A 23264-nucleotide genomic window follows, 5' to 3' on the forward strand; every position below is an offset into this window, starting at 1 on the left:
GGCGTCTGTACCTGTTCTTTTCAAATGGGATGTCGATAATGGGATCGTTACCTGACTCTCAGGGAGCCACGTCATGACTGGAAGCGACGCTTCGTCTTCACGCCCCGACCTCACGCAAGGCATCGCGCTCGACGATCTCGCCGACGGCGCGATGATCGAAGGCCATGTCGGCGATACCGCGGTGCTGCTCGTGCGCCGCGCCGACGAACTGTTTGCCGTGGGCGCGCAGTGCCCGCACTACGGCGCGCCATTGGCCGACGGCCTGCTGGAGGGCGACACGATCCACTGCCCATGGCATCACGCGGCGTTCTGCCTGCGCACGGGCGCACTGCTGCGCGCACCGGCGCTCGACGGGCTCCCGTGCTGGCGCGTCGAACGCCGCGACGGCCGTGCCGTCGTGCTCGATGCGCGGCCGGCCGCTGCGCCTCCCGCGCTGAATGCCGCCGGGCTGCCCGCGTCGGTGGTGATCGTCGGCGGCGGCGCCGCTGCGATCGCGGCCGCCGTGACGCTGCGGCAGGCGGGTTATCCGCATCCCGTCACGCTGCTCACCGCCGATGCCGATCCGCCCTACGACCGGCCGAACCTGTCGAAAGACTATCTCGCCGGCACGGCCGACGCCGACTGGCTGCCGCTGCGTGCGCCGTCGTTCTATACCGACCACCGGATCGACGTGCGGTGCGGCACGCGTGTCGCGCGGATCGACCCCGCGCGGCAGGCGGTCGAACTGGCCGACGGCAGCCGTGTCGGGTACGGCGCGCTGCTGCTGGCAACGGGCGCCGAGCCGAACCGGCTGACCGTGCCCGGCGCGGATCTGCCGCACGTGTGCGTGCTGCGCTCGCGTGCCGATTGCGACGCACTGATCGGCAAGCTGAAAACGGCGCGCCGCTGCGTGGTGGTCGGCGCGAGCTTCATCGGGCTCGAAGCGGCCGCCGCGTTGCGCACGCGCGGGCTCGACGTGCAGGTCGTCGCGCCCGATGCGCATCCGATGGCGCGCGTGCTCGGCGAAGCGCTCGGCGACACGATCAAGGCCCTGCACGAATCGCACGGCGTCGTGTTCCATCTCGGTGCGACGCCGGCGCGGATCACGCCGGACAGCGTGACGCTGTCGACCGGCGACGTGCTGCCGGCCGACGTCGTGCTGGTCGGCATCGGCGTGCACCCGAACGTCGCGCTCGCGCAGGACGCGGGGCTGGCCGTCGAGCGCGGTGTGACGGTCGACCGCTTCCTTCAGACGAGTGTGCCCGGCATCTACGCGGCCGGCGACATCGCGCGCTGGCCCGATCCGCTGACGGGCGAGCGCATTCGCGTCGAGCACTGGGTCGTCGCCGAGCGGCAGGGCATCGTCGCGGCGCGCAACATGCTTGGCCAGCAGCGCCCGTTCGACGCGGTGCCGTTCTTCTGGAGCCAGCATTACGACCTGACGATCAACTACGTCGGGCATGCGGAGCAATGGGATCGCGTCGAGATCGACGGCGACCTCGGCGCGCACGACTGCGCGATCGCGTACTGGCGCGGCGACACGCGGCTCGCGGTCGCGACGATCGGCCGCGATCTCGACAGCCTGAAGGCGGAAGCGGCATTCGAGCGGCAGATTGCAGCCGCATGACGGCCATGTGACGACATGATTCGAACCCGGAGGCAAGATGAGCCCTGAAATCCGCGCACGTTTCGAAACCGAGTTCGCGCCGCGCATCGCGGCGCGCGTGCTCGGCCTGTATCAGCCTGGTGAAGTGCGCGTGGAAGTCGTGCCGCACGACGGGCAGGGGAGCCCGACCTGTGTCGACGTGATCGGCCTCACGTCGACGGCCGGGCTGCCGAACCGGCTGAATGCGCGGCTCGCGTGGCGCGACGACGCGATCGATGCGTTGCTGGCCGAGCCCGACCGCAGCCGCTTCGACCGCTATCTCGCGGCGCTGCCGGTCACGATCGAACGCTGGCAGATGGAATTGCCGGTCGACTTCAGTTCACGGACCCAGCGCGACCGCGAAATCCTGATCGGCGATCTCGATTTCGATGCGTGAAACGCGCGGTGCGCTGCCCGCCGGCGATGCGGCAATGAATCGCGCGACGTTAACGGTCGCGTGTCTTGACGATCACGCGGCCCTGGTCGATGCCGCCGCGCAGCGCTTCGTCGCACGTGAGCCATTCGGGCGTGACGAGTTCGGGCGCGGGCAGGTCGACCGGCGCGCCGTCGCGGAAGATCCGCACCTGCGCGACCCACGCGCCGTTCGCGTTGCGCGTCGCCTCGACGCGAATCTCGTGATCCATGAAGGTGTCGGTGGCTTGCATCGGTCGGGGCCCTCCGTCGTGCGTGAACGCGGTGCGTCGATCGTAGCAGCATGGCGCGCGTCGTGCACCGGAAACGAAACGGAATTTGCGTGCGATTCGGTGTACGAACCGATGCGTGAGACGGGAGCGAACCAGTGGCCTTCGACCTGACCTTTTCGATCAAGGTGTTCGCGGCGCTGTTCGCGATCATGAACCCGATCGCGAACATCCCGGTGTTCCTGTCGCTGACCGAAGGCGCGGCGGACGGCGTGCGCCGCAAGGTCGCGATGACGGCTGCGATCGGCGTGACGGTCGGCTGCATCGTGTCGGCCGTCGCGGGCGGCGCGATCCTGCACGTATTCGGCCTGACGATCGACGATTTCCGTCTTGCGGGCGGGCTGCTGGTGCTGCTGATCGCGCTGTCGATGCTGCATGGCGCGCCGAGCCGCCAGCATTCGCCGGGCGAGGACGAAGGCGCCGACCCGGCGGCGGCCGAGAGCGTCGCGATCTATCCGCTGACGATCCCGCTGCTCGTCGGCCCCGGCACGATCGCGACGATGATCGTGCTCGGGCACAGCGCGTTCTCGACCGGACAGGAACTCGCATTCGCGCTCGGGCTCGCCGCGTTTCTCGTGCTGCTGGCCGTTTCGTTGCTGTCCGCGCCGCTGATCGGCCATTACCTGTCGCCGCGCGTGACGGCGGTGACCCAGCGCCTGATGGGGATGATCCTCGCGGCGATCGCGATGCAGATGATCGTCGCGAGCCTGAAGGCCGCGTTCGGGCTGCCGCATTGAACGCGGCGATGGTACCGACGCACTGCATGGCCGCGCGCGGCCCGCGACCGGGCGCACGCCTTGCTCGACCGGCTTGACGGTCTGATCGACCGTTCACGCCATCGACAAGGAGGGCCAGACATGAAAGCAGTCGTATTTCACGGCATCGGCGACATTCGCATCGACACGGTGCCCGATCCGGAAGTGGCAGCGCCAACCGACGCGGTCGTGCGCCTGACGGCCAGCGCGATCTGCGGCACCGACCTGCACATGGTGCGCGGCACGCTCGGCGGGATGAAACCCGGCACGATCCTCGGCCACGAGGGCGTCGGCATCGTCGAGGCGGTCGGGCGCGACGTCCGCAACCTGCGGCGCGGCGATCGCGTGCTGATTCCGTCGACGATTGCCTGCGGCAGTTGCGCATACTGCCGCGCGGGCTACACCGCGCAATGCGACGTCGCGAACCCGGGCGGGCCGCGCGCCGGCACCGCGTTTTTCGGCGGCCCGGCGGACAGCGGCCCGTTCGACGGGTTGCAGGCCGAATACGCGCGCACGCCGCTCGCGCACGCGAGCCTGATCCGGTTGCCCGACGCGATCGACGACGATCGCGCGATCCTGATGTCGGACATTTTCCCGACCGGTTATTTCGGCGCGCAGCTCGCGGAGGTGAAGCCGGGCGATACGGTCGCCGTGTTCGGTGCGGGGCCGGTCGGCCAGTTCGCGATCGCGAGTGCGAAGCTGATGGGCGCCGGGCGCGTGATCGCGGTCGACCGCATCGCGTCGCGCCTCGAGATGGCTTGCGCGCAGGGCGCCGAGATCGTCGATTTTTCCGAGGACGATCCGGTCGAAACCGTGCTCCGGCTGACGGGCGGGATCGGGGTCGATCGCGTGATCGACGCGGTGGGCGTCGACGCGATGCGCGCAACGCACGGGCCGGCCGCGGCCGATCGCGACGCCGCGCGCGCGTTCGACGCGGAAGTCGACGCGATCGCACCGCGCCGCAAGCCGGACGGCCGCAACTGGGTGCCGGGCGACGGGCCGTCGCAGGTGCTGCAATGGGCGGTAAGTGCGGTCGCGAAGGCCGGCACGATCGCGGTGATCGGTGTGTATCCGCCGACATCGCGCGTGTTTCCGGTGGGCGACGCGATGAACCGTAACCTGACGATCAAGATGGGCAACTGCAATCACCGCACGGTCACGCCGCCGCTCGTCGAGCTCGTGCGCAGCGGCGCGTTCGACCCGCTGTCGGTCCTTACGCGCTGCGAGCCGCTGACGAACGCGATCGAAGCGTATCGTGCGTTCGACGTGCGCGAGCCGGGCTGGATGAAGGTGAAGCTGGCGCCATGACGACACGAACCGAAACAGGGAGTACCGCGATGAACGATCGATACGACAACTGCATGGCTGCGTGTGACGCGTGCGCGCACGCGTGCGACGCATGCGCGGCCGCGTGCCTTGCGGAGCGTGACACGCACACGATGGCCGACTGTATTGCGCTCGACATCGAATGCGCGCAGTTGTGCCGCTTCGCGTCGGGTGCGATGGCGCGCCGCAGCGTGCTTGCGCCGGGCGTCTGCGCACTGTGCGCGCATGCGTGCGACCTGTGCGCGGCCGAGTGCCTGCGGCATGCGCACGCCCATTGCCGTCGCTGCGCACTCGCGTGCGAAGCGTGCGCGGCGATGTGCCGCGCGATGGCCTGAGCACGGCCGGCTACGGCGTACGCTGAATCCGGTGGGCGACGCGCTCCAGCAGCGCGTCGAGCACGACCATCTCGACAGGCTTCACGAGATGGTCGTCGAAGCCCGCGCGTTCGGTCCGCGCGAGATCCGACGCGCGCGCGTGGCCCGACAGCGCGACGCAGGTCGTGTCGCGCAACGCGTCGATCGCGCGCAGTTCGTACAGCAACGTGAAGCCGTCGACGTCGGGCATCGTCAGGTCGACGAGCATCAGGTGCGGGACGAAGTCGCGGGCGAGTGCCAGCGCTTCGTCGGCCCGGTAGGCGACGCGCGGCGCGTGTCCCTTCATTTGCAGCAGCACGGCGAGCGTGTCGGCGGAATCCCGGTTGTCGTCGACGACGACGATGCGCAGCGGCGTGGCGACCGGCTGAGCGAAGGCGGCCGGCTCGGGCTCGCAGACGCGTTCCGTGCGCCCCATCCGGTCGATCGGCAACCGCACCGTGAACGTCGCGCCGCGGCCGGGCCCGGCGCTTTCGGCGGAAATCCGTCCGCCATGCAGTTCGACGAACGTCCGGCAGATCGCGAGTCCGAGCCCGAAGCCGTCGGATGGCCGGCGCCCCGGCGCACCTTCCTGCTCGAACAGGTCGAAGATCGTTTCAAGTGCGCCGTTCGCGATACCGACGCCCTGGTCGGAGACGCGGATCGCGACCACCGGCCCTTCCGTCCGTGCGCCGACGTCGATCCGTCCGCCGTGCGGCGAGAACTTCGACGCGTTGTCGAGCAGGTTGTGCAGCACCTGGACGAGCCGTGCATCGTCGCCGTGCAGCAGCACGGCATCGGGCGGCAGATCGACGTGGATGTGCTGCCCGCGCGCGGCCAGTTTCGGCTGGATGCTCTCGACGCCGCGACACACGATATCGCGCACGGTGACGGGGCGATCGTCGAGCTCGACCTTGCCGGCCGTGATGCGCCCGACGTCGAGCAGATCGTCGACGAGCCGTGTCAGTTGTCCGACCTGGCGATCCACGGCGTCGCGGCAGCGTGCGAGCGCGGGCGCCGGGTCGGCCAGGTTTTGCAATATGCCGACCGAATGGCGCAGTGGCGCGAGGTGGTTGCGCAGTTCGTGCGCGAGCATCGCGATGAACACGCTGAGCCGGTGCGTCGACGCTTCGAGTTCCTCGAGCCGCTTGCGCTCGGTCATGTCGCGCGTGATCTTGATGAAGCCGCACAGCTGGTTGTCGTGATCGTGCACCGGGGTGATCGTCACGCTCGCCCAGAACTGCGAGCCGTCCTTGCGCACACGCCAGCCTTCGTCTTCGAAGTGACCCCGCGCGGCCGCCTCGTCGAGCCCGCGCGACGGCCGGCCCGCCGCGATCGCGTCGGGCGGATAGAAGCGCGAGAAGTGCTGGCCGACGATCTCGGCCGCGCGATAGCCCTTGATGCGCTCGGCACCCGCGTTCCAGGTCGCGACATTGCCGTGCGGATCGAGCATGAACACTGCGTAATCGGTGATCGAGCCGACGACCGTCTGAAAACGGAACTCGGCGAAGCGGTGCACCAGGTCGCGCGCGTCGGGCGAACTGGGCGGTGGGGGATGCGAGCGAGGATCGGCGTCGTGTCTATTCATCGTGGGAGCGGGTTGGAGGCGGGCAGGCAAACGCTGCCGGACCGCCGCAGGACGAACCGGCGGCGGCTACGGGAATCGGATTGGCACCCCGCAAAGCATAAGGGAACTCGATTCGCCTGACCAATGGGCGCGCATCGGTTGTGCCGTCCGTCGTACTGGCGGCCGGAACCGGGTGCGGCCGCGCGACGCGGCATGCCGGTTGCGTGACCGCCCGGTTCGCCCGTCGGGCGGCGGCCGTGTGGCCGCACGCGACGGCAAGCCACGCAAGGAGGTCGACATGAACAGCACGCTGAACCCCGACAACGAACCGGCCGGCCCGGACGACGACAACGCCAGCCGCGGCCGCGACGGCCGCGCGCTGGGGCCGAGCGACTCGTCCGACAGCGGCAGCGACACGGCCGGCGCGCGGCGCCATCCGTTCGACATCGATTCGCCGCTCGACGAGCACGCGCTCGAACGCGGCGATGCGTCGCTCGACAGCGATACGGATCGCGCGGGCACCGGCGAGCGCGCATCGGCGGACGGCGATTCGACGCTCGTAGAAGGTGCCGATATCGAGCCCGACCGCACCGAGCGGCTGGGCGGGCCGGATCGCGACGAAGAATCCGCGGCCCCGGACGATCCGGACGATCGGGGCGCCGGCGGCGCGCCATGACGCCCGGTACGCAAAAACTGCAATCGCATTGCAGATTCGCGCGCCCGGCAGCGGATCGACGGCGCGGCGCGCATGTGTCGTGCGACGGCAACGATAGCGGCACGCGGCTTGCGTTCGAGCCGGCCGGCATGCGCCGTGTCGCGACCCGGCATGGGGCCGTGCGCGGCGCAGGCGCGAACAAGGAGAGACACGATGCAACGACGATATCCCGGACGGCACGGCGAGCGCGGCCTCCCGGACGACCCGGCACGATGGCCGGAGGAAGACCATGAATCGCCCCGCCGTCGCTCGGCGAGCGAGAGCGTCGGCGCGGAAGACTGGGGCAGCGAATGGACCGAGCGCGCCGCGCGGCCGGCGGACCAGCGGCGCCGCATGTCCGACCCGGACTGGCAGGGCGGCGCGCGCTCGCCCGCATGGGACGCCGAACGCGGCTACCGCGAACCGGGCCGCCGTGCGGAGGGCAGTGAAGGCCCGTATGGCGGCGACCGCCCGGAATTCCGCGGTCATTTCCGGATGGGCCGGTACGGCGGCGAGCACGATCGTGGCGACCCGCGAGACCCGCCGCGCTACGGCGGCTACGCGCCCGACCCGTCGCGGTACGGCGGCGACGCCGAACGCGACGCACTGCGCCATCGTCGCGGGCCGAAAGGCTATACGCGTTCGGACGAGCGCATCCGCGAGGACGTGTGCGAGCGGCTTGCGCATGCGCTCGACATCGACGTGAGCGACGTCACCGTGCAGGTGCAGGACGGCTGCGTCGTCCTGGACGGCACCGTGCCGTCACGCTGGATGAAGCACGACATCGAGGATCTGGCCGATGGCTGCTTGGGCGTGCGCGACGTCGAGAATCGCGTGCGCGTGCACCGCGACGGCGAACACGATACGGGCATGGTGCTGCATCCCGACCAGCGAACCGTCACGCCGACGCTGCCGGCCGCGCGCGATCCCGAACCGGGCGCCGTCGTGCCCGGCCGCGAGCGCAAACCGCACCATTGACGGCCGCGCACGCGACGGCGCGATCCCGACCGCGAGCCGCGCGCGCATGACGGCCGGCGTCGACGATACGCGGCCCGCGCGGCGCGCCGGCGCAGGCCACGACCGTCGCGACGAACGCGGCCTGCGCCGGCGGATCGCGGTCGAACCGTGGCGCGCGATCCGGCATTACCGTGCACACGTGCTGGCGGCGATCGCGCTGCTGGTGCTCGCGAAGGCGGCGGCCATCTCGGTGCCGTCGCTGCTCACGGACATCGTCGACGGTTCCGGCCGTGCGGCCGGGCAGCCCGTCGCATCGCCGGTGCTGCTGCTGCTCGCGTACGCGACCGCACGCGCGCGGTCGAGGCCGGTTTCCGCGCATACGTGACCCGGCCCGCGGTAGCGGCCGACCTGATCGCGGCGTTGCGTGCGCTCGCGTTTTCCCCCCCTGGAGAATCCCATGCCGAACCTTTCCCACCCGATGCCCGCCACGTCGACCGACCGACGCGCCGGTAGCGCGTTCGCGAACCGCCAGGCCGCGGTGGCGGCCGTCGAGCTGCTGCTGCCGAGCCTGTCGGCCGCGCTGCAGAGCGACTTCGTCGGCGACAGCGGCTGCCTTCACATCGTGATCATGGATCCGGCGCTCGGGCCGCTCGACGCGACGTTCGAGGACGCGATCCTGTACGAGTTCTCGCTGCCCGACGCGAAGGACTGGGACGCCGACTACCGTGCCTATGCGCGCGCGAAGGCGCGGCTGTCGTGGGAGACGGGCCGTGACGGCCATGTCGTGCAGGCGCTGGAGCCATACCGGTTGCGCGCGGGCGACACGAATCTGTGGGGCGGTGTCGCGCTCGGCGGAATCGTGGTCGGCGTGTCGGGCGCGCAGCCGTGGTTCGACGAGGCGTTCGCGGGATGCATCGCGCACTGCCTGCGCGCGCTCGCGAAGCACCGCGCGCAGGCGACGCCCGACGCGCTCGCGATCTGAGCCCGGCCGCCCCGGCCCGTTTTTACAGCAGCTTATAAAAAAGTCGGCGATCGCCGGGCCGCGCACGATGCGGCGCGGACGCGCGCGGCCCGGCACGGTTCTCGCTGTACCTCGTGCATCGATGCTTGTCGCGACAAGCGTCCCGTCAACGGCATGGCGCTTGAACGTCGACAGGAGGTGCACGTGAACGTGACTTACGAATCAGCCAACCCCCCGCTCGCGGGACGAATCGCGCTCGTGACCGGCGGTGGCCGCGGTCTCGGCGAAGCGATCTGCGAAGACCTGGCGCGGCATGGCGCGCACGTGGTAGTCGCCGATCTCGACGGCGATCGCGCGGCGGCCGTCGCACAGCGGCTCGAACGCCACGGCGGACAGGCCGTCGGCCGGCCGCTCGACGTGCGCGACGAGGCGTCGGTGCTGGAGGTCGTCAGCGACGCGCGCGAAACGCTCGGCGACCTGGACGTGATCGTCAACAACGCGGCGATCGACGTGACCGCGCCGATCGACGACGTGAGCGTGGACGCGTGGCGCCAGGTGCTGATGACGAACCTGTTCGGCCCGTATCTGATGTGTCATGCGGCCGTGCCGATGATGAAGGCGCGCGGCGGCGGGCATATCGTCAACATCGCGTCGACCGCGTCGAAGCGCGCATGGCCCAATGCGTCCGCGTACCACGCGACGAAGTGGGGGCTGCTCGGCCTGTCGCATGCGCTGCATGCCGAACTGCGCCCGAGCGGGGTGCGTGTGTCGGCGATCGTCGCGGGCGGGATGCGCACGCCGTTCCTGCTCGACCGCTTTCCCGACATCGACGAGGACACGCTGCAGCCGCCGGAGAACGTCGCGGCCGCCGTGCGCTTCGTGCTCGCACAGCCGCCGGGCACCGTCGTGCCGGAAGTGATGGTGCTGCCGATGAAGGAGTCGTCATGGCCCTGAGGCACGAACGGCGGCTGCCCGGCGCGGTGCTGCTCGACAAGGACGGCACGCTGCTCGACGACGTGCCGTACAACGTCGATCCCGCGCGCATGCGCCTCGCGCCGGGCGCGGCGCGGGCGCTGCGCATACTCGGCGCGACCGGCATGCCGCTCGCGGTCGTATCGAACCAGCCGGGGGTTGCGCTCGGCCGCTTTGGCGAAAACGAGCTTGGCGCGGTCCGCCAGCGTCTCGCCGAACTGTTCGAAGCAAACGGTGCGACGCTGACGGACTTTTTTTACTGTCCGCATCACCCGCAGGGCAGCGTGGCGCACTATGCGTGCGATTGCCTCTGCCGCAAGCCGCGGCCCGGCATGTTGCGCCGCGCGCTGGCCGCGCTCGGCGCCGTTCCCGAATGGAGCTGGATGATCGGCGACATCCTCGATGACGTCGAGGCCGGCCGCACCGCGCGCTGCGGCACGATTCTCGTCGACCGAGGTCACGAGACCGAGTGGCGCGTCAACGCGGCGCGCACGCCGCACCATGTCGTCGACCGGCTCGACCTGGCCGCCGACATCGTCGCGCGCGAGGCCGTGCGCCGGCACGGCACGTGGGTGCGGCGATGAATGCCGCGTGGAATCGCGCGCGCCGCATCCTGTGCGTGCGGCTCGACAGCCTGGGCGACGTGCTGATGACGACGCCGGCGCTGCGTGCGCTGAAGGAGGGCGGCCGCGACCGCCGGCTCACGCTGCTGACGTCGCGCACGGGTGCCGCGCTCGCGAAGCACCTGCCGATGGTCGACGACGTGTGGCGTTACGACGCGCCGTGGGTCCGGCATGCCGACGTGCGCGGCGACCCGGTCGCCGATCTCGACATGATCGACCGGCTGCTGGCGGGGCGCTTCGACGCGGCAGTGATCTTCACCGTCTACAGCCAGAACCCGCTGCCCGCGGCGATGATGTGCTGGCTCGCGGGCATCCCGCTGCGGCTCGCGCATTGCCGCGAGAATCCGTATGAACTGCTGACCGATCGCGTGCCGGAAACCGAGCCCGACACCCATGTGCGCCACGAGGTTGCGCGCCAGCTCGCGCTGGTGCGCTCCATCGGCGCGACGACATCGGATTGGCGGATGGGGTTCGAGCCGGGCGACGCGGCACGGCGCGCGGTTCACGTGCGTTTGCAGGCCGCGCTGCAGCGCATCGGCGGTGTGCGCCGGCCGGAGGCGGGCCGGGCGCGCTGGCTGGTCGTCCATCCGGGCGCAAGCGCGGCGTCGCGGCGCTGGCCTGCCGAGCGGTTCGGCGAAGCGGCCGCCGCGGTCGCGCCGCTGTTCGACGGCATCGCGGTGACGGGCAGTGCGGGCGAACGCGCGTTGATCGACGCGGTGTGCGAACGCGCCGGGCCGCGCGCGGTGCCGCTTGCGGGCGCATTGCCGCTCGGCGAGCTCGGTGCGCTGATCGAGACGGCCGACCTGCTGTTGTCGAACAACAGCGGCCCGGTGCATCTCGCGGCCGCGCTCGGCACGCCGGTCGTCGACCTGTACGCGCTGACCAACCCGCAGCACACGCCGTGGCGCGTGCCGCACCGTGTGCTGAACGTCGACGTGCCGTGCCGCAACTGCTACCGCAGCGCATGCAACCAGCCGGGCCATCCGTGCCTGCTCGGCGTGCGTGTCGACGACGTGGTTGCCGCCGTGCACACGCTGCTGCGTGGCCGCGCGCGTCACGCGCAACGCACGGCCGCGCGGGCCGCCGCACGCGGCGGCGAGCCGGTCGAGAGGCCCGCATCGAACGTGATTCCGTTCGCGCACGCCATCACGAGGAACTGACGCATGCCAAACCCGATCCATACGCTCGGCATCAACGCCGCGTTCCACGACAGCGCCGCATGCATCGTGCGCGACGGCGTCGTGATCGCGGCGGCCGAGGACGAACGCTTCACGCACGTGAAGCACGCGAAGCGCCCGGTGCCGTTCTCGACCTGGGAGCTGCCTTACCACGCGATCGACTATTGTCTCGACGAAGCCGGCATCGCGCTGGTGGACGTCGATCACGTCGCATACTCGTACGACCCGTGGTTCGAACTCGACCGCGAAGGCACCGCACCGGCGCTGACGTTGCCGCTGTCGCCTTCCGCGCATGCGCCGCGCGACGACGGCGCGTCGCCGTGGCATCCGCTGTTCCTGTCGTCGATCGTCAACGCGCCGCGCCAGCTCGCGGGCGGCGCGCCGCATCACCTGCAGCGGCGTTTTCGCGGCGTCACGCACGAAGGGCCGTTCCGCTGGCATTTCGTCGAACACCATCTCGCGCACGAGGCGAGCGCGTTTCTCGCGGCGCCGTTCGAGCGCTGTGCGGTGATGACGATGGACGGGCGCGGCGAGCGGGCGACGACGAGCTACGGCGTATTCGACGGCCGCACCTACCGGCGGCTTGGGCAGGTGAACCTGCCGCACTCGCTCGGCCTGCTGTACGAGCGACTGACGCGCTATCTCGGCTTCCTGCACTCGTCCGACGAGTACAAGGTGATGGCGCTCGCATCGTATGGCAAACCGGTGTTTGCCGACACGATGCGCCAACTGGTGCGGTATCGCGGCGAAGGTCGCTACGACGTCGTCGACGCCGATCTGGCCGCGCTGTTCGGCGCGCCGCGCGAAGGGGGCGGCGCGATCGAGCCGCATCACTGCGACATCGCGCATGCGTTGCAGCTCGTGCTCGAAGAAACGACGCTGCAGGCGGTCGACTGGCTGGCCGCCGAGACGGGCGAGCGGCAGCTCGCGATGGCGGGCGGCGTCGCGCTGAACTGCGTGATGAACGCGAAGATTCGCGATCGCGGTCCGTTCGACGACGTGTGGGTGCAGCCGGCCGCGGGCGATGCGGGCACGGCGCTCGGCGCGGCGCTGTGGACCGACTTCCGGATGCGCGGCGCACGCGGCGGCTGGCGGATGGATCACGCGTATCTCGGGCCGTCGTACGGCGACGACGCGATCGAGGCGTTCCTGAAGGATGCGCAGCTGCCGTACCGGCGGCTCGACGACGTCGCCGCGCAGACGGCCGCGCTGCTCGCGGCGAACCGCGTGATCGGCTGGTTCCAGGGGCGCATGGAATTCGGCCCGCGCGCGCTCGGCGCTCGCTCGATCCTTGCCTCGCCGATCGACCCGGACATGCAGCACAAGCTGAACCGAATCAAGGACCGCGAGGACTTCCGGCCGGTCGCGCCGGTCGTGCTCGAAAGCCGCGCGCATCACTGGTTCGCAGGCGGCCGGCATACGCCGCTGCGCGCGCCGTTCATGCTGTTCGTCTACGACGTCGTGCCCGAACGCGCCGCGCGGATTCCGGCCGTGCGTCACATCGACGGGACCGCGCGCGTGCAGACCGTCGACGAGATGCAGCATCCGCTGCTGCACGCACTGCTGACCGAGTTCGATGCGCTCACCGGCGTGCCGGTGCTCGTCAACACATCGTTCAATACGCGCGGCGAACCGATCGTCTGCACGCCGCGCGATGCGATCGAATGCTTCTGGACGTCGCCGCTCGACGCGCTCGTGATCGGTCCGTTCCTGCTGGAGAAGCCGAGATGAACGGACGCGCCGCGCACCTGTCGCCCGTGGTGTCGGTCGTCGTGCCGACCTACCGGCGGCCCGACCTGCTCGAACGCTGCCTCGACGCGCTGTGCGTGCAGGTGTTCGACCCGAACGCCTACGAGATCGTCGTCGTGGACGACGATCCGGCAGGCAGCGCGCGGCCCGTCGTCGACGCGTGCCGCGCGCGCGTGACCTCCAGGCCGGCGATCCGCTACATGACAGCGCCCGCCACGCAGGGGCCGGCCGGCGCGCGCAACGTGGGCTGGCGCAGCGCGTGCGGCGCATTGATCGCGTTCACCGACGACGACACGATTCCCGACCCGACGTGGCTGCGCCATGGCGCGGCCGCGCTGCTCGCCGAGCCGGCGGCCGCCGCCGCGGCCGGCCGTATCGACGTGCCGCTGCGGCCGTGCCCGACCGACTACGAACGCGACGCGGCGGGCCTCGCGCATGCGGAATTCGCGACCGCGAACTGCTTTGTGCGGCGCGCGGCGCTCGAACGGGTGGGCGGGTTCGACGAACGCTTCACGCGTGCATGGCGCGAGGATGCGGACCTGATGTTCGCGCTGCGCGAGCACGCGGGGCCGATCGTCGGCGCCGACGCCGCACGTATCGTGCATCCGGTGCGTCCCGCACACTGGGGGGCGAGCATCGGCCAGCAGTCGAAGGTGTATTTCGACGCGCTGCTGTACAAGAAGCATCGCGCGACCTACCGGCGTCATATCCGGCGGGTGCCGCCCTGGCACTACTACGCGGCCGTGCTGGCGGCGCTTGGCGCGATCGGCTGTTTCGCCGCCGGCTGGCCGGCGCCGGCGATCGTGTGCGCGGCGGTGTGGGCCGCGATTACCGCGGGGTTCTGCGCGAAACGATTGCGCGGCACGCAGCTCACGCCGTCGCATGTGGCCGAGATGATCGTCACGTCCATCGCGATTCCGCCCGTGTCGGTGTACTGGCGCATGCGCGGCGCGCTGCATTTCCGCGTGATCTTCCTATGACGCCCGACCACGGTCTCGATGCCGACAGCTCGCACGGCCCGACGCGGATCGCGGTATTTCGCGCGCTGCAACTGGGCGACATGCTGTGCGCCGTCCCCGCGCTGCGCGCGCTGCGGCGCGGCGAACCCGACGCGCGCATCACGCTGATCGGCCTGCCGTGGGCGCGCGAGTTCGCGTCGCGCTTCTCCGACTACATCGACAGCTTCATCGCGTTCCCCGGCGCGCCGGGCCTTGGCGAGCAGCCCGAACCCGATGCGGCCACGCGCGAAGCGTTCATCGCCGAATGCCGTTCGCGCGACTTCGACCTCGCGATTCAGCTGCACGGCAGCGGCGCGCACACGAACGCGATCGTCGCGTCGCTGGGCGCGACGCGCACGGCGGGTTTCATGCCGGCCGACGGCGGCACGACCGCGCTCGATTGCGCGCTCGTGTGGCGCGACGACGAACCGGAAGTGACACGCTACCTGGCGCTCACACGCAAGCTCGGCTACGCGGATTGCGGCGACTACCTCGAATTCCCGCTCGGCGGCCTCGACTATGCGCTGTGGCACGTACTCCGCGACGAACACGCACTCGATCCGGGTCGCTACGTGATCGTCCATCCCGGCGCGCGGATGGCGTCGCGGCGCTGGCCGGTCGAGCGCTTCGCGCTCGCCGCACGGCAGCTCGCCGACGACGGCTGGCAGGTCGTGCTGACCGGCACGCGCGCGGAAATGGCGCTGGCCGGCGCATTCGCCGAGCACCTTGCGCGGCCGTGCGTGAACCTGTGCGGGCGCACGCCGCTTGGTGCGCTCGCGGCATTGATCGGCCGCGCACGGCTGCTGTTGTGCAACGACACCGGTGTGTCGCATATCGCGGCGGCGCTCGGCACGCCGAGCGTCGTCGTCGCGTGCGGCAGCGATACCGCGCGCTGGGCGCCGCTCGACGGTGCGCGCCATCGTGTGCTCGCCAACTACCCGGCGTGCCGGCCTTGCATGTTCGACACGTGCCCGTACGGGCACGAATGCGCGACGGCCATCGGCGTCGGCGACGTGATCGACCAGGCGGGCGACCTGCTCGCGAAGGAGAGACGTCATGTCACGTAAGCGGTTGCGCGTGCTGACCTGGCACGTGCATGGCAACTACCTGTATTACCTGTCGCAGGCGCCGCACGATTTCTACATCGTGACGAAGCCGCAGCATCCGCCCGGCTATGCGGGCCGCGTCGGGCACCTGCCGTGGGGCGACAACGTGCACGAGGTGCCGGCCGAGTGCGTGCGCGACACCGAATTCGACTGCGTGCTGTACCAGCACGTGAAGCATTACCAGCACGACCGCCTGCGGCTGCTGAGCGAAGCGCAGCGCGCGCTGCCGACGCTGTTCGTCGAGCACGATCCGCCGCGCGAGCATCCGACCGACACGCTGCATCCGGTGCAGGACCCGAACGTGTTGCTGGTGCACGTGACGCCGTTCAACGCGCTGATGTGGGACAACGGCGTGACGCCGACGCGCGTGATCGAGCACGGCGTGCTGATGCCGGAAGGCGTCGAGTATCACGGCACGCTGCCGAAGGGCGTGGCCGTCGTCAACAATCTCGCGCGCCGCGGCCGGCGCCTCGGCGCGGACCTGTTCGAGGTCGTGCGGCACAGCGTGCCGATCGACCTGGTCGGCATGGGTTCGAGCGAACTCGGCGGGATCGGCGAAGTGCCGAACCCGGCGCTGCCGCAGTTCCTGTCGCACTACCGGTTCTTCTTCAACCCGATCCGCTACACGAGCCTCGGGCTCGCGGTGATCGAGGCGATGATGATCGGGCTGCCGATCGTCGCGCTCGCGACGACCGAGATGGCGCAGCTCGTGAGGAGCGGTTGTAACGGCGTGGCCGATACGCGGCTGCCCGTGCTCGTCGATGCGATGCGCACGCTGATCCGCGAGCCGGAACTCGCGCGCGAGTGGGGCGCGGCTGCGCGCCGCGACGCCTGCGAACGCTTCGGCATCGAACGGTTCGTGCGCGACTGGGACACGGCGCTGCGCGACGTGACCACGTGATGCGCGGCGCTTACGGGTTCGCCGCGGGCGGAGCGGGCATGTCGGCGCCGTTCGCACCACTGGACTGGGCGGTGCCGCTCACCGCATTGCGCTCGTGCTCGGGCAGCAGCGCGAGGCGGTTGTACAGCGTCTTCAGGCTGATGCCGAGCGCCTTCGCGGTACGCGGCTTGTCGCCGTTGAAGTGCCGCAGCGATGCGACGATGAAGCGCTGCTGCGTGTGTGCGAGCGTCGTGCCGATATGCAGCGTCATTGCGTTGTGGCGCACTTCCTCGCGCGGCGGCTGGCGGCGCGGCAACTGCAGTTCGATCTGCTCGTCGGCGAGGATGAACGCGCGCTCCAGCGCGTTGCGCAGCTCGCGCACGTTGCCGGGCCACGTATAGGCGCGCAGCGCCTTCATCGCCTGCGTGGACAGCCGCTTTCTCGTACGGTGCCGCACATTCAGCCGCTCCACGATCTGCAGCGCGATATCGCCGACATCGTCCTCGCGCTGCCTGAGCGCGGGCACGTGCAGCGCGACCGGCGCGATCCGGTAGAACAGGTCTTCGCGCAGCCGCCCGGTGCGCAGCGCCTCGACCGGATCGTGATGGGTGGCCGCCACGATCCGCACGTCGATCGGAATCGGCTCGTGGCCGCCCACGCGCACGATCGTGTTCGTCTCCAGCGTGCGCAGCAGCTTGACCTGCAGCTCGGCGGGCATTTCGGCGATCTCGTCGAGAAACAGCGTGCCGCCGCGTGCGGCTTCGAACATGCCCACATGCTGCGAAATGGCGCCCGTGAAGCTGCCCTTTTCGTGGCCGAACAATTGCGATTCCGCGATGTCGTGCGGGATCGCGCCGCAATTCACGGGGACGAATGGCCCGCGTCGGCGCGGGCTCATGTCGTGAATCAGCCGCGCGACGATATCCTTTCCGGCACCGCTTTCGCCGACGATCAGGACGCTGATGCGCGTTGCCGCCACGCGCGATACCTTCAACAGCAGATCCTGGATCGTACGTGAGTGACCGAACAGACGTGCACCCTCATCGACAGATTTCGACATGATGTGAGATCGAATGGGGAAAATATGACCGAATGTGTCGAGGCCGGATGAAAAATTGACGTGGCACACGTCGTTTTTCATGTACCGAGGATACATTTTGTGCCGATTTCCCGGCATTGAATCTGGCAATGCAGATAGCGTCGACAGATAGATTTATTAGATGGACGACGAATGCGCGACCTCGTTCTTCTATACTGCTAAGCACCTGTTTGTCCGTGCCGGACAACTTGTCTGCCCGTTCGCATGCGGCATCAAGCATGCCGCCGCGGGCTGCGCGGCGGCGCGCATTGCGCCGAACCTGCCGCGGTGCCCGCCGACGATCGCGCCGGGCCGCATTCCAAGGAGCCTCGATGCCATACGTCCTGATCGTCGAAGACGATGCCGATACGCGAACAATGCTGGCCACGCTCGCACGCACGCAGCAGCTTGCGTGCGATACGGCGGCCACGCTCGAAGAGGCGCGTACGCTGGTCTCGACTCATACGCCTGATCTCGTGCTATGCGATCTCGTGCTGCCGGACGGCAACGGCATGGATCTGTTCGACGCGTTGCCCAAGCGCGCGCATTGCGAAATGGTGTTGACCACCGGCCACGCGAGCCTGGAAACCGCGATCGACGCCTTGCGGCGCGGCGCGACCGATTATCTGGTGAAGCCGCTCAACATGCAGCGGCTGAACAGCATCTTTGCGCGCGTGCCGCGCACCACCGCGCTGCACGAGGAAATCGCGGAGCTGCGCTCGGAACTGAAGCGCCTCGGCCGCTTCGGCCGCATGCTCGGCAGTTCTCCCGCGATGCAGGCTGTCTATGACGCAATCGGTCGTGTCGCGCGCACCGAGGCGTCGGTACTGCTCACGGGCGAATCGGGCACCGGCAAGGAACTCGCCGCGCAGACCGTGCACGACCTGAGCCTGCGCCGCCGCGGCCCGTTCCTCGCGGTGAACTGCGGCGCGATCGCCGCGAACCTCGTCGAGAGCGAGATGTTCGGCCACGACCGCGGCAGCTTCACCGGTGCCGAGCGTCAGCACAAGGGCTTCTTCGAACGCGCGGACGGCGGCACGCTGTTTCTCGACGAGATCACCGAAATGCCGCTCGAATCGCAGGTCAAGCTGTTGCGCGTGCTGGAAACGGGGCGCGTCACGCGGCTGGGCTCGACGCGCGAGATCGACGTCGACGTGCGCATCGTCGCTGCGACGAACCGCGATCCGGAAGCCGCGATGGCGGACGGCAAGCTGCGGCCCGACCTGTTTCACCGGATCAACGTGTTCCCGATTCCGCTGCCGTCGCTGCGCGAGCGCGGCGATGACATCCCGATGCTCGCGGATGCGTTCCTGCAGCGCTACAACGAGGAAAGCGGCCGCAACCTGCGTTTCGCGCCGGCCGCGCGCGAAGCGCTGAAGACCTACGAGTGGCCCGGCAACGTGCGCGAGCTGCGCAACTTCGTGCAGCGCGCGAGCATCTTCACCGACGCCGACGTGATCGATACGCTGCCGCCTCCGATCATGGACGAGCTGTCGAACATGGTCGATTCGCACGAGGATCGCGTGACGGTGCCGTTCGGCACGCCGCTCGAGGAAGTCGACCGCAAGCTGATCCTCGGCACGATCGCGCAGTGCGGCGGCGTGAAGGCGCAGGCGGCCGAGGTGCTCGACGTCAGCCTGAAAACGATCTATAACCGGCTCGCGCAACTGGAAGACGAAGCGGAAAAGCCGGATTCCTGATGCCGTCTCGATCGTGCTCACCCCCTCGTTTCCGCATCACGACGCGCATCGCGGTCGAGACGGCGGCGCATGCGTTCGACATGCGGCGGGATCGCACGCCGTTCGCGCAGGATCCACGGCAGCCCGGCGAGCGTGCGCGCGATCGCGCGTTCGCGACGCAGCAGCGGCAGCCGTCGCACGGTGTACAGCCATGCGGCCGCGGCCGGCCACCTGAGCCATGCGGTCCACGTCGCGTTGCGGGCGGCGACGCTGGCGCGTGCCGGCCCGTCGCGGCGGGGCGACGGGTAGTGATGCACGGTCAAATGCGGCGCGTACACGAGCCAGTGGCCGGCGCCGTACAGGTCGAACGCGAGCAGTGCTTCCTCGCCGCCGAGGAAGTAGCGCGGATGGTAGCCGCCGGCCTGCACGAACGCACTGCGCCGGAATGCGGTCGCGCCGGCCAGCAGCCCGAGGATCGGGCGGCCGGGCAGCGCGACGGGCGCGTCGAGCGGGCTGTCGGCCATCAACCCGCAGGTCGGATCCTCGCGTTGTTCGGGGCCGACCAGCACGCGCGCCGTGACGGCCGCGACGTGCGGATACGCATCGAGCAGGTTCGCGGCTTCGGCGATCGAACCGGGCGCCCACCACGTATCGTCGTCGCAGAATGCGATGTGGCGCGTGCGTGCGATGGCCGCACCGAGATTGCGGCCGGCCGCGCCCAGATTCGCGGGCGCATGCACGAGCGTCGCGTGCGCAAAGCGGTCGCGGATCAGTGCGGCCGTCGCAGGGGTCGACGCGTTGTCGACGACGACGATCGCCGGCCGGTCGGGCAATGCGGTGAGTCGCGCCAGTGTGTGCGCGAGTTCGGCCGCGCGCCGGCAGGTCAGCACGACGGCGGTCACGCGCGGTTCGGCCGGTGGCAGCGCGATACGCGCGGGCGTTACGCGAACGTGACGTCGCATGCGAGCCGCCAATACGTTTCGGGTTCCTGGAGATCGGCGCGCATATGAGGCTCGAACAGCGCAACCTGACTCGCATACGCGGCGACGGCGGCGGCTTTCGCGGCGGCGCCACGCGTATGGCTGCCGGCCGGTGCGCCCACCGGATGCGCGATCCAGCCGCGTTCGCGCCAGTCGATCACGCGTCGGGCCATCAGTCCGCCGATACGGCGATACGGCACGTCTTCGTAGAAGCGCCAGACGTGCGACGCGTGCGTCGGCATGTCGGCGTTGTGCGGCAGCAGCGTCAGCACGGCCTGCTGCACTTGCAGATGATCGCGATGGAACAGGCCGGCCGGCGCGAGCACGCCGAAGCCATCATGGGTATCGATCGCCTCGGCCAGGCTTGCGGCGATGGCGGTCGATGCCGCCGGCACGCCGTACTGGTCGTCGAGGAAGTCGAGCCAGACGGGGTGCGCATCGAGCAGCGCGAGCGCGCGGCCGTCCTCGGCGCGGCGCGCGCGGACGGCCTCGTCGGCATGGTCGAAGCCGGCGCGGCGATCCCAGGGCGGCGCGGGCGTGCCGCGCGGCGGAATGCCCGCGAAGACGGTGACGACGATCGAGCCGGGTGCTTGCGCGAGCAGCCGACCGCAACTGAAAACGGCATCATCGAGGTGCGGCGAGACGACGAGCCAGCGTGCTGGAGCGTTCATGGCGTGGCGATTCCTGGAGGGAGCGGCTGCGCCGCGGGTTCCCTCCGGCGAGCACGCGCCGTGCCCGCCCGCCGCCGGTTTTCCCCCGAGGAGCGCGTTCGATGATCGACCTGGTCCGGCCGCCGGCCGGAAACTACGCCACGGCGGTGATGCTGGTCGCGATCGCGACCGTGCTGCAGGCGCTCGCGATCCGTTTCGGCGGCGTGAACCTGCCGTTCGTCCTGTACTACCCGCTGCTCGCCGGCGCCGCGTGGGCGACGTCGTTCCTGTTCGGCGTCGTGTCGACCGTCGTGAGCGGGTTGCTCGTGTGGACGCTGTTCCTGTCCGATCCGGCCGCCTATCCGGCGCCGCTGCCCGAGCGGCTCGTGCAGCTCGGTACGTTCATGCTCGTCGGTGCGCTGGTCTGTGCGATTGCGTCGATGTTGCGACACACGCGGGTCACGAACGATCGCGCCCGTCGGCGCGAGGCGGCCGCGCGCCGGCAGCTCGAAGCCGTGCTGCGTGCGCTGCCGCATGGCGTGGTCGCGATCGACACGAAAGGGCGGTTGACCCATATCAACGCGGCGGCGGCCAAACTTGCGGGCTGCCGGCAGGACGACGCGACGGGGCAGCCCGTGCGCGACGTGCTGCGGATCGTCGACCATGAGGGGCGGCGCGTACAGACGACGCCGCTCGATCGCGCGCTCGATGGCGCTGACGCCACGTCCGACAGGCACTGGCTGCATCCGGGCGGTGCCGGCGATCCGGTGCCGATCGTCGAGGTGGCGTCGCCGCTCTGCGACGCCGACGGCAACGTCGACGGCGCGGTGCTGCTGCTGCGCGATGCCAGCGCGGACCGCGCGCGCATCGATGCGTCACGGTTGCAGCATGCGGTCGTCGACGCATCGCCGGACGCGATCGTCGGCATCGACGCAAGCGGCTGCATTGTCAGCTGGAATCCGGCCGCGCAGCGGATCTTCGGTTACGACGAGGCAGACGCGCGCGGGCGCATGTTCGATTCGCTGATCGCGATGCGCTGGTTGCGGCGCAATCCGCTGACCGAATCGTTCGGCGGGATGCATGCACCGGTCGGGCCGATCGAACTGCTGTGCGTGCGGCGCGATGGCAGGCGTTTTCGCGCCACGTTGTCGGTGCGCCCGGTACGCGGCGAGGCGCGCGAATGCGTTGCGCTGTCGCTGACGCTGCGCGAAACCGGTGCGCAGCGCCGTCGTGACCTCCGCGCGCAGCGCTCGCTGCAGGGCGCGCGCGATGCACGCGATCAGGCCGCCACATCGAACCGGCTGAAGGACGAGTTGCTGGCGACGGTATCGCACGAACTGCGCACGCCGCTGAACGTGATCTACGGCTGGGTCGAGGTGCTGCGCAACTCCGCCGATCACGCGCTGCAGCATCAGGCGGTCGATGCGATCGACCGCAGCGCGCGCTCGCTCACGCGGATGGTCGGCGACATTCTCGATGCGTCGTCGCTCGCGACCGGCAAGCTGCGGCTCGACACGACGCCGGTCGACCTCGTGCGGCTGTTTGCCGATTCGGTCGGTGCGTTCCAGACAGCCGCATCGTCCGCCGGCATCGTGCTCGAGTTCGATTGCGATGCCGCGTCGTGCATCGTGTCGGGCGATGCCGAGCGCTTGCGGCAGATGCTGTCGAATCTCATTTCGAATGCGCTGAAATTCACGCCGGGCGGCGGCAGCGTGACGGTCCGGCTCGCGCGCGACGACGCGCGTGCGGTATTGACCGTGGTCGATACCGGGCAGGGCGTCGCGGCGGAGTTCGTCCCGTACGTGTTCGACATGTTCCGCCGCGCGGACGATTCGCCCGCGTCGTCGCGGCGCGGTCTCGGTCTCGGCCTGTCGATCGTGCGGCATATCGCCGAACTGCACGGCGGCCGCGTGACCGTGACGAGCGCGGGCCGCAATCTCGGCACGACCTTCACGGTAACGCTGCCCGCCGGCTGGCAGCCGGCCGGCGCGATGGCATGGAGCATCGCGCAGGCGGGCAGTGGTCCGCGCGAGGCGCTTGCGCTCGACGCGCAACGGATCCTGATCGTCGACGACGACGGGACGACGCGCGCGAGCCTCACGGCCGCGCTGACCACCTTCGGCGCGGCCGTCGCGATCGCGTCGTCGGGCCGCGAAGCGCTTGCGGTGGCGGCCGACATGCGGCCGACCGTCGTGTTGTCCGATCTCGCGATGCCCGACGGCGACGGCTTCTGGCTGCTGGATGCGCTGCGGCGCGGGTCGATGAACGGCGACGGCGGCCAGCCGGACGTGTGCGTGCTCGCCGTCACCGCGCATGCGGGGCTCGCCGACGAACGCCGTGCGCTGGAGGCCGGGTTCGACGGCTATCTGTGCAAGCCGGTCGACGTGCGCGAACTGGCCCAAAAGATCGCGCACGCGACGAAGCGCGACGGCTGAC

22 protein-coding genes and 1 pseudogene are annotated in these 23264 nt (G+C 70.0%); 18 read left to right on the forward strand and 5 right to left on the reverse strand.

What is annotated here, in order from left to right; genetic code table 11:
* Positions 1-73: 73 nt before the first annotated feature.
* Together FOZ70_RS33575 and FOZ70_RS33580 are read left to right on the forward strand one after the other, a co-directional pair.
* Complete coding sequence (locus FOZ70_RS33575; RefSeq protein WP_059620457.1) at positions 74-1606, forward strand: FAD-dependent oxidoreductase; 1533 nt, start codon at positions 74-76, stop codon at positions 1604-1606.
* A 37-nt stretch (positions 1607-1643) separates the two neighbouring features.
* A complete protein-coding gene (locus tag FOZ70_RS33580; RefSeq protein ID WP_059485948.1) occupies positions 1644-2021 on the forward strand; it encodes a DUF5594 family protein in 378 nt (125 codons plus the stop codon).
* A 49-nt stretch (positions 2022-2070) separates the two neighbouring features.
* On the opposite strand, the gene FOZ70_RS33585 is transcribed toward FOZ70_RS33580, so the two are convergent.
* Positions 2071-2289, reverse strand: a complete 219-nt coding sequence (locus FOZ70_RS33585) for a DUF6566 family protein (RefSeq protein ID WP_034189953.1) — start codon at positions 2287-2289, stop codon at positions 2071-2073.
* Positions 2290-2423: 134 nt separating this feature from the next.
* On the opposite strand from FOZ70_RS33585, the gene FOZ70_RS33590 reads away from it, so the two are divergent.
* From FOZ70_RS33590 to FOZ70_RS33600, 3 genes are all read left to right on the forward strand, one after another.
* A complete protein-coding gene (locus FOZ70_RS33590) occupies positions 2424-3062 on the forward strand; it encodes an NAAT family transporter (RefSeq protein ID WP_060309311.1) in 639 nt (212 codons plus the stop codon).
* A gap of 120 nt (positions 3063-3182) precedes the next feature.
* On the forward strand, positions 3183-4388 hold the full coding sequence (locus tag FOZ70_RS33595) for a zinc-dependent alcohol dehydrogenase (RefSeq protein ID WP_219707619.1): 1206 nt from the start codon (positions 3183-3185) through the stop codon (positions 4386-4388).
* A 29-nt stretch (positions 4389-4417) separates the two neighbouring features.
* Complete coding sequence (locus FOZ70_RS33600; RefSeq protein WP_059485944.1) at positions 4418-4741, forward strand: hypothetical protein; 324 nt, start codon at positions 4418-4420, stop codon at positions 4739-4741.
* A gap of 10 nt (positions 4742-4751) precedes the next feature.
* On the opposite strand, the gene FOZ70_RS33605 is transcribed toward FOZ70_RS33600, so the two are convergent.
* Positions 4752-6344, reverse strand: coding sequence for an ATP-binding protein (locus tag FOZ70_RS33605; protein WP_219707620.1), 1593 nt, complete (start codon positions 6342-6344; stop codon positions 4752-4754).
* 277 nt (positions 6345-6621) lie between these two features.
* On the opposite strand from FOZ70_RS33605, the gene FOZ70_RS33610 reads away from it, so the two are divergent.
* The 11 genes and pseudogenes from FOZ70_RS33610 (at position 6622) to FOZ70_RS33660 (ending at position 16462) form a co-directional block, all read left to right on the forward strand.
* Entirely contained in the window at positions 6622-6999 is a 378-nt protein-coding gene (locus FOZ70_RS33610; RefSeq protein ID WP_060223830.1) for a hypothetical protein, read from the forward strand.
* Between the two features lie 192 nt (positions 7000-7191).
* Complete coding sequence (locus FOZ70_RS33615; protein WP_059485940.1) at positions 7192-7995, forward strand: BON domain-containing protein; 804 nt, start codon at positions 7192-7194, stop codon at positions 7993-7995.
* Positions 7996-8041: 46 nt separating this feature from the next.
* Positions 8042-8317, forward strand: a pseudogene (locus tag FOZ70_RS33620) (hypothetical protein); the annotation flags it as partial.
* 135 nt (positions 8318-8452) lie between these two features.
* Positions 8453-8956, forward strand: coding sequence for a hypothetical protein (locus FOZ70_RS33625; RefSeq protein ID WP_059555958.1), 504 nt, complete (start codon positions 8453-8455; stop codon positions 8954-8956).
* A gap of 183 nt (positions 8957-9139) precedes the next feature.
* Positions 9140-9889: an SDR family oxidoreductase gene (locus FOZ70_RS33630; RefSeq protein WP_059486169.1), complete on the forward strand. Its 750-nt coding sequence runs from the start codon at positions 9140-9142 to the stop codon at positions 9887-9889.
* Positions 9880-10491 (forward strand): HAD-IIIA family hydrolase, encoded by a 612-nt coding sequence (locus FOZ70_RS33635; protein WP_219707621.1) that lies wholly within the window; start codon positions 9880-9882, stop codon positions 10489-10491. Before FOZ70_RS33630 ends, FOZ70_RS33635 begins: the two co-directional genes overlap by 10 nt.
* Positions 10488-11690, forward strand: coding sequence for a glycosyltransferase family 9 protein (locus FOZ70_RS33640; protein ID WP_219707622.1), 1203 nt, complete (start codon positions 10488-10490; stop codon positions 11688-11690). Before FOZ70_RS33635 ends, FOZ70_RS33640 begins: the two co-directional genes overlap by 4 nt.
* 3 nt (positions 11691-11693) lie before the next feature.
* On the forward strand, positions 11694-13439 hold the full coding sequence (locus FOZ70_RS33645) for a carbamoyltransferase C-terminal domain-containing protein (protein WP_219707623.1): 1746 nt from the start codon (positions 11694-11696) through the stop codon (positions 13437-13439).
* On the forward strand, positions 13436-14437 hold the full coding sequence (locus tag FOZ70_RS33650) for a glycosyltransferase (protein ID WP_219707624.1): 1002 nt from the start codon (positions 13436-13438) through the stop codon (positions 14435-14437). The genes FOZ70_RS33645 and FOZ70_RS33650 overlap by 4 nt, the downstream gene beginning before the upstream one ends.
* A complete protein-coding gene (locus tag FOZ70_RS33655; protein ID WP_059813559.1) occupies positions 14434-15522 on the forward strand; it encodes a glycosyltransferase family 9 protein in 1089 nt (362 codons plus the stop codon). The genes FOZ70_RS33650 and FOZ70_RS33655 overlap by 4 nt, the downstream gene beginning before the upstream one ends.
* Positions 15512-16462 carry a glycosyltransferase family 4 protein gene (locus FOZ70_RS33660; RefSeq protein ID WP_059492688.1) on the forward strand — a complete coding sequence of 317 codons (951 nt, stop codon included), beginning with the start codon at positions 15512-15514 and terminating at the stop codon, positions 16460-16462. Before FOZ70_RS33655 ends, FOZ70_RS33660 begins: the two co-directional genes overlap by 11 nt.
* A gap of 10 nt (positions 16463-16472) precedes the next feature.
* Here FOZ70_RS33660 and FOZ70_RS33665 read toward each other — a convergent pair whose 3' ends face one another.
* Positions 16473-17501, reverse strand: coding sequence for a sigma-54 dependent transcriptional regulator (locus FOZ70_RS33665; protein ID WP_219707625.1), 1029 nt, complete (start codon positions 17499-17501; stop codon positions 16473-16475).
* Between the two features lie 350 nt (positions 17502-17851).
* Between FOZ70_RS33665 and FOZ70_RS33670 the strand changes: the two genes are divergently transcribed.
* On the forward strand, positions 17852-19219 hold the full coding sequence (locus FOZ70_RS33670) for a sigma-54 dependent transcriptional regulator (protein WP_021161249.1): 1368 nt from the start codon (positions 17852-17854) through the stop codon (positions 19217-19219).
* A gap of 17 nt (positions 19220-19236) precedes the next feature.
* Here FOZ70_RS33670 and FOZ70_RS33675 read toward each other — a convergent pair whose 3' ends face one another.
* The gene (locus tag FOZ70_RS33675) at positions 19237-20160 is read right to left on the reverse strand and encodes a glycosyltransferase (RefSeq protein ID WP_219707626.1); all 924 of its coding nucleotides are present in this window, start codon (positions 20158-20160) and stop codon (positions 19237-19239) included.
* Entirely contained in the window at positions 20139-20849 is a 711-nt protein-coding gene (locus FOZ70_RS33680) for a PIG-L family deacetylase (protein ID WP_219707627.1), read from the reverse strand. The genes FOZ70_RS33675 and FOZ70_RS33680 overlap by 22 nt, the downstream gene beginning before the upstream one ends.
* 101 nt (positions 20850-20950) lie before the next feature.
* Here FOZ70_RS33680 and FOZ70_RS33685 point away from each other — a divergent pair, with 101 nt between their 5' ends.
* Positions 20951-23263: an ATP-binding protein gene (locus tag FOZ70_RS33685; RefSeq protein ID WP_219707628.1), complete on the forward strand. Its 2313-nt coding sequence runs from the start codon at positions 20951-20953 to the stop codon at positions 23261-23263.
* Position 23264 lies beyond the last annotated feature (1 nt).

It is taken from the genome of Burkholderia sp. COPS, from assembly GCF_019425585.1.
In the GTDB taxonomy this organism is placed as follows: Bacteria; Pseudomonadota; Gammaproteobacteria; order Burkholderiales; family Burkholderiaceae; genus Burkholderia; species Burkholderia cepacia.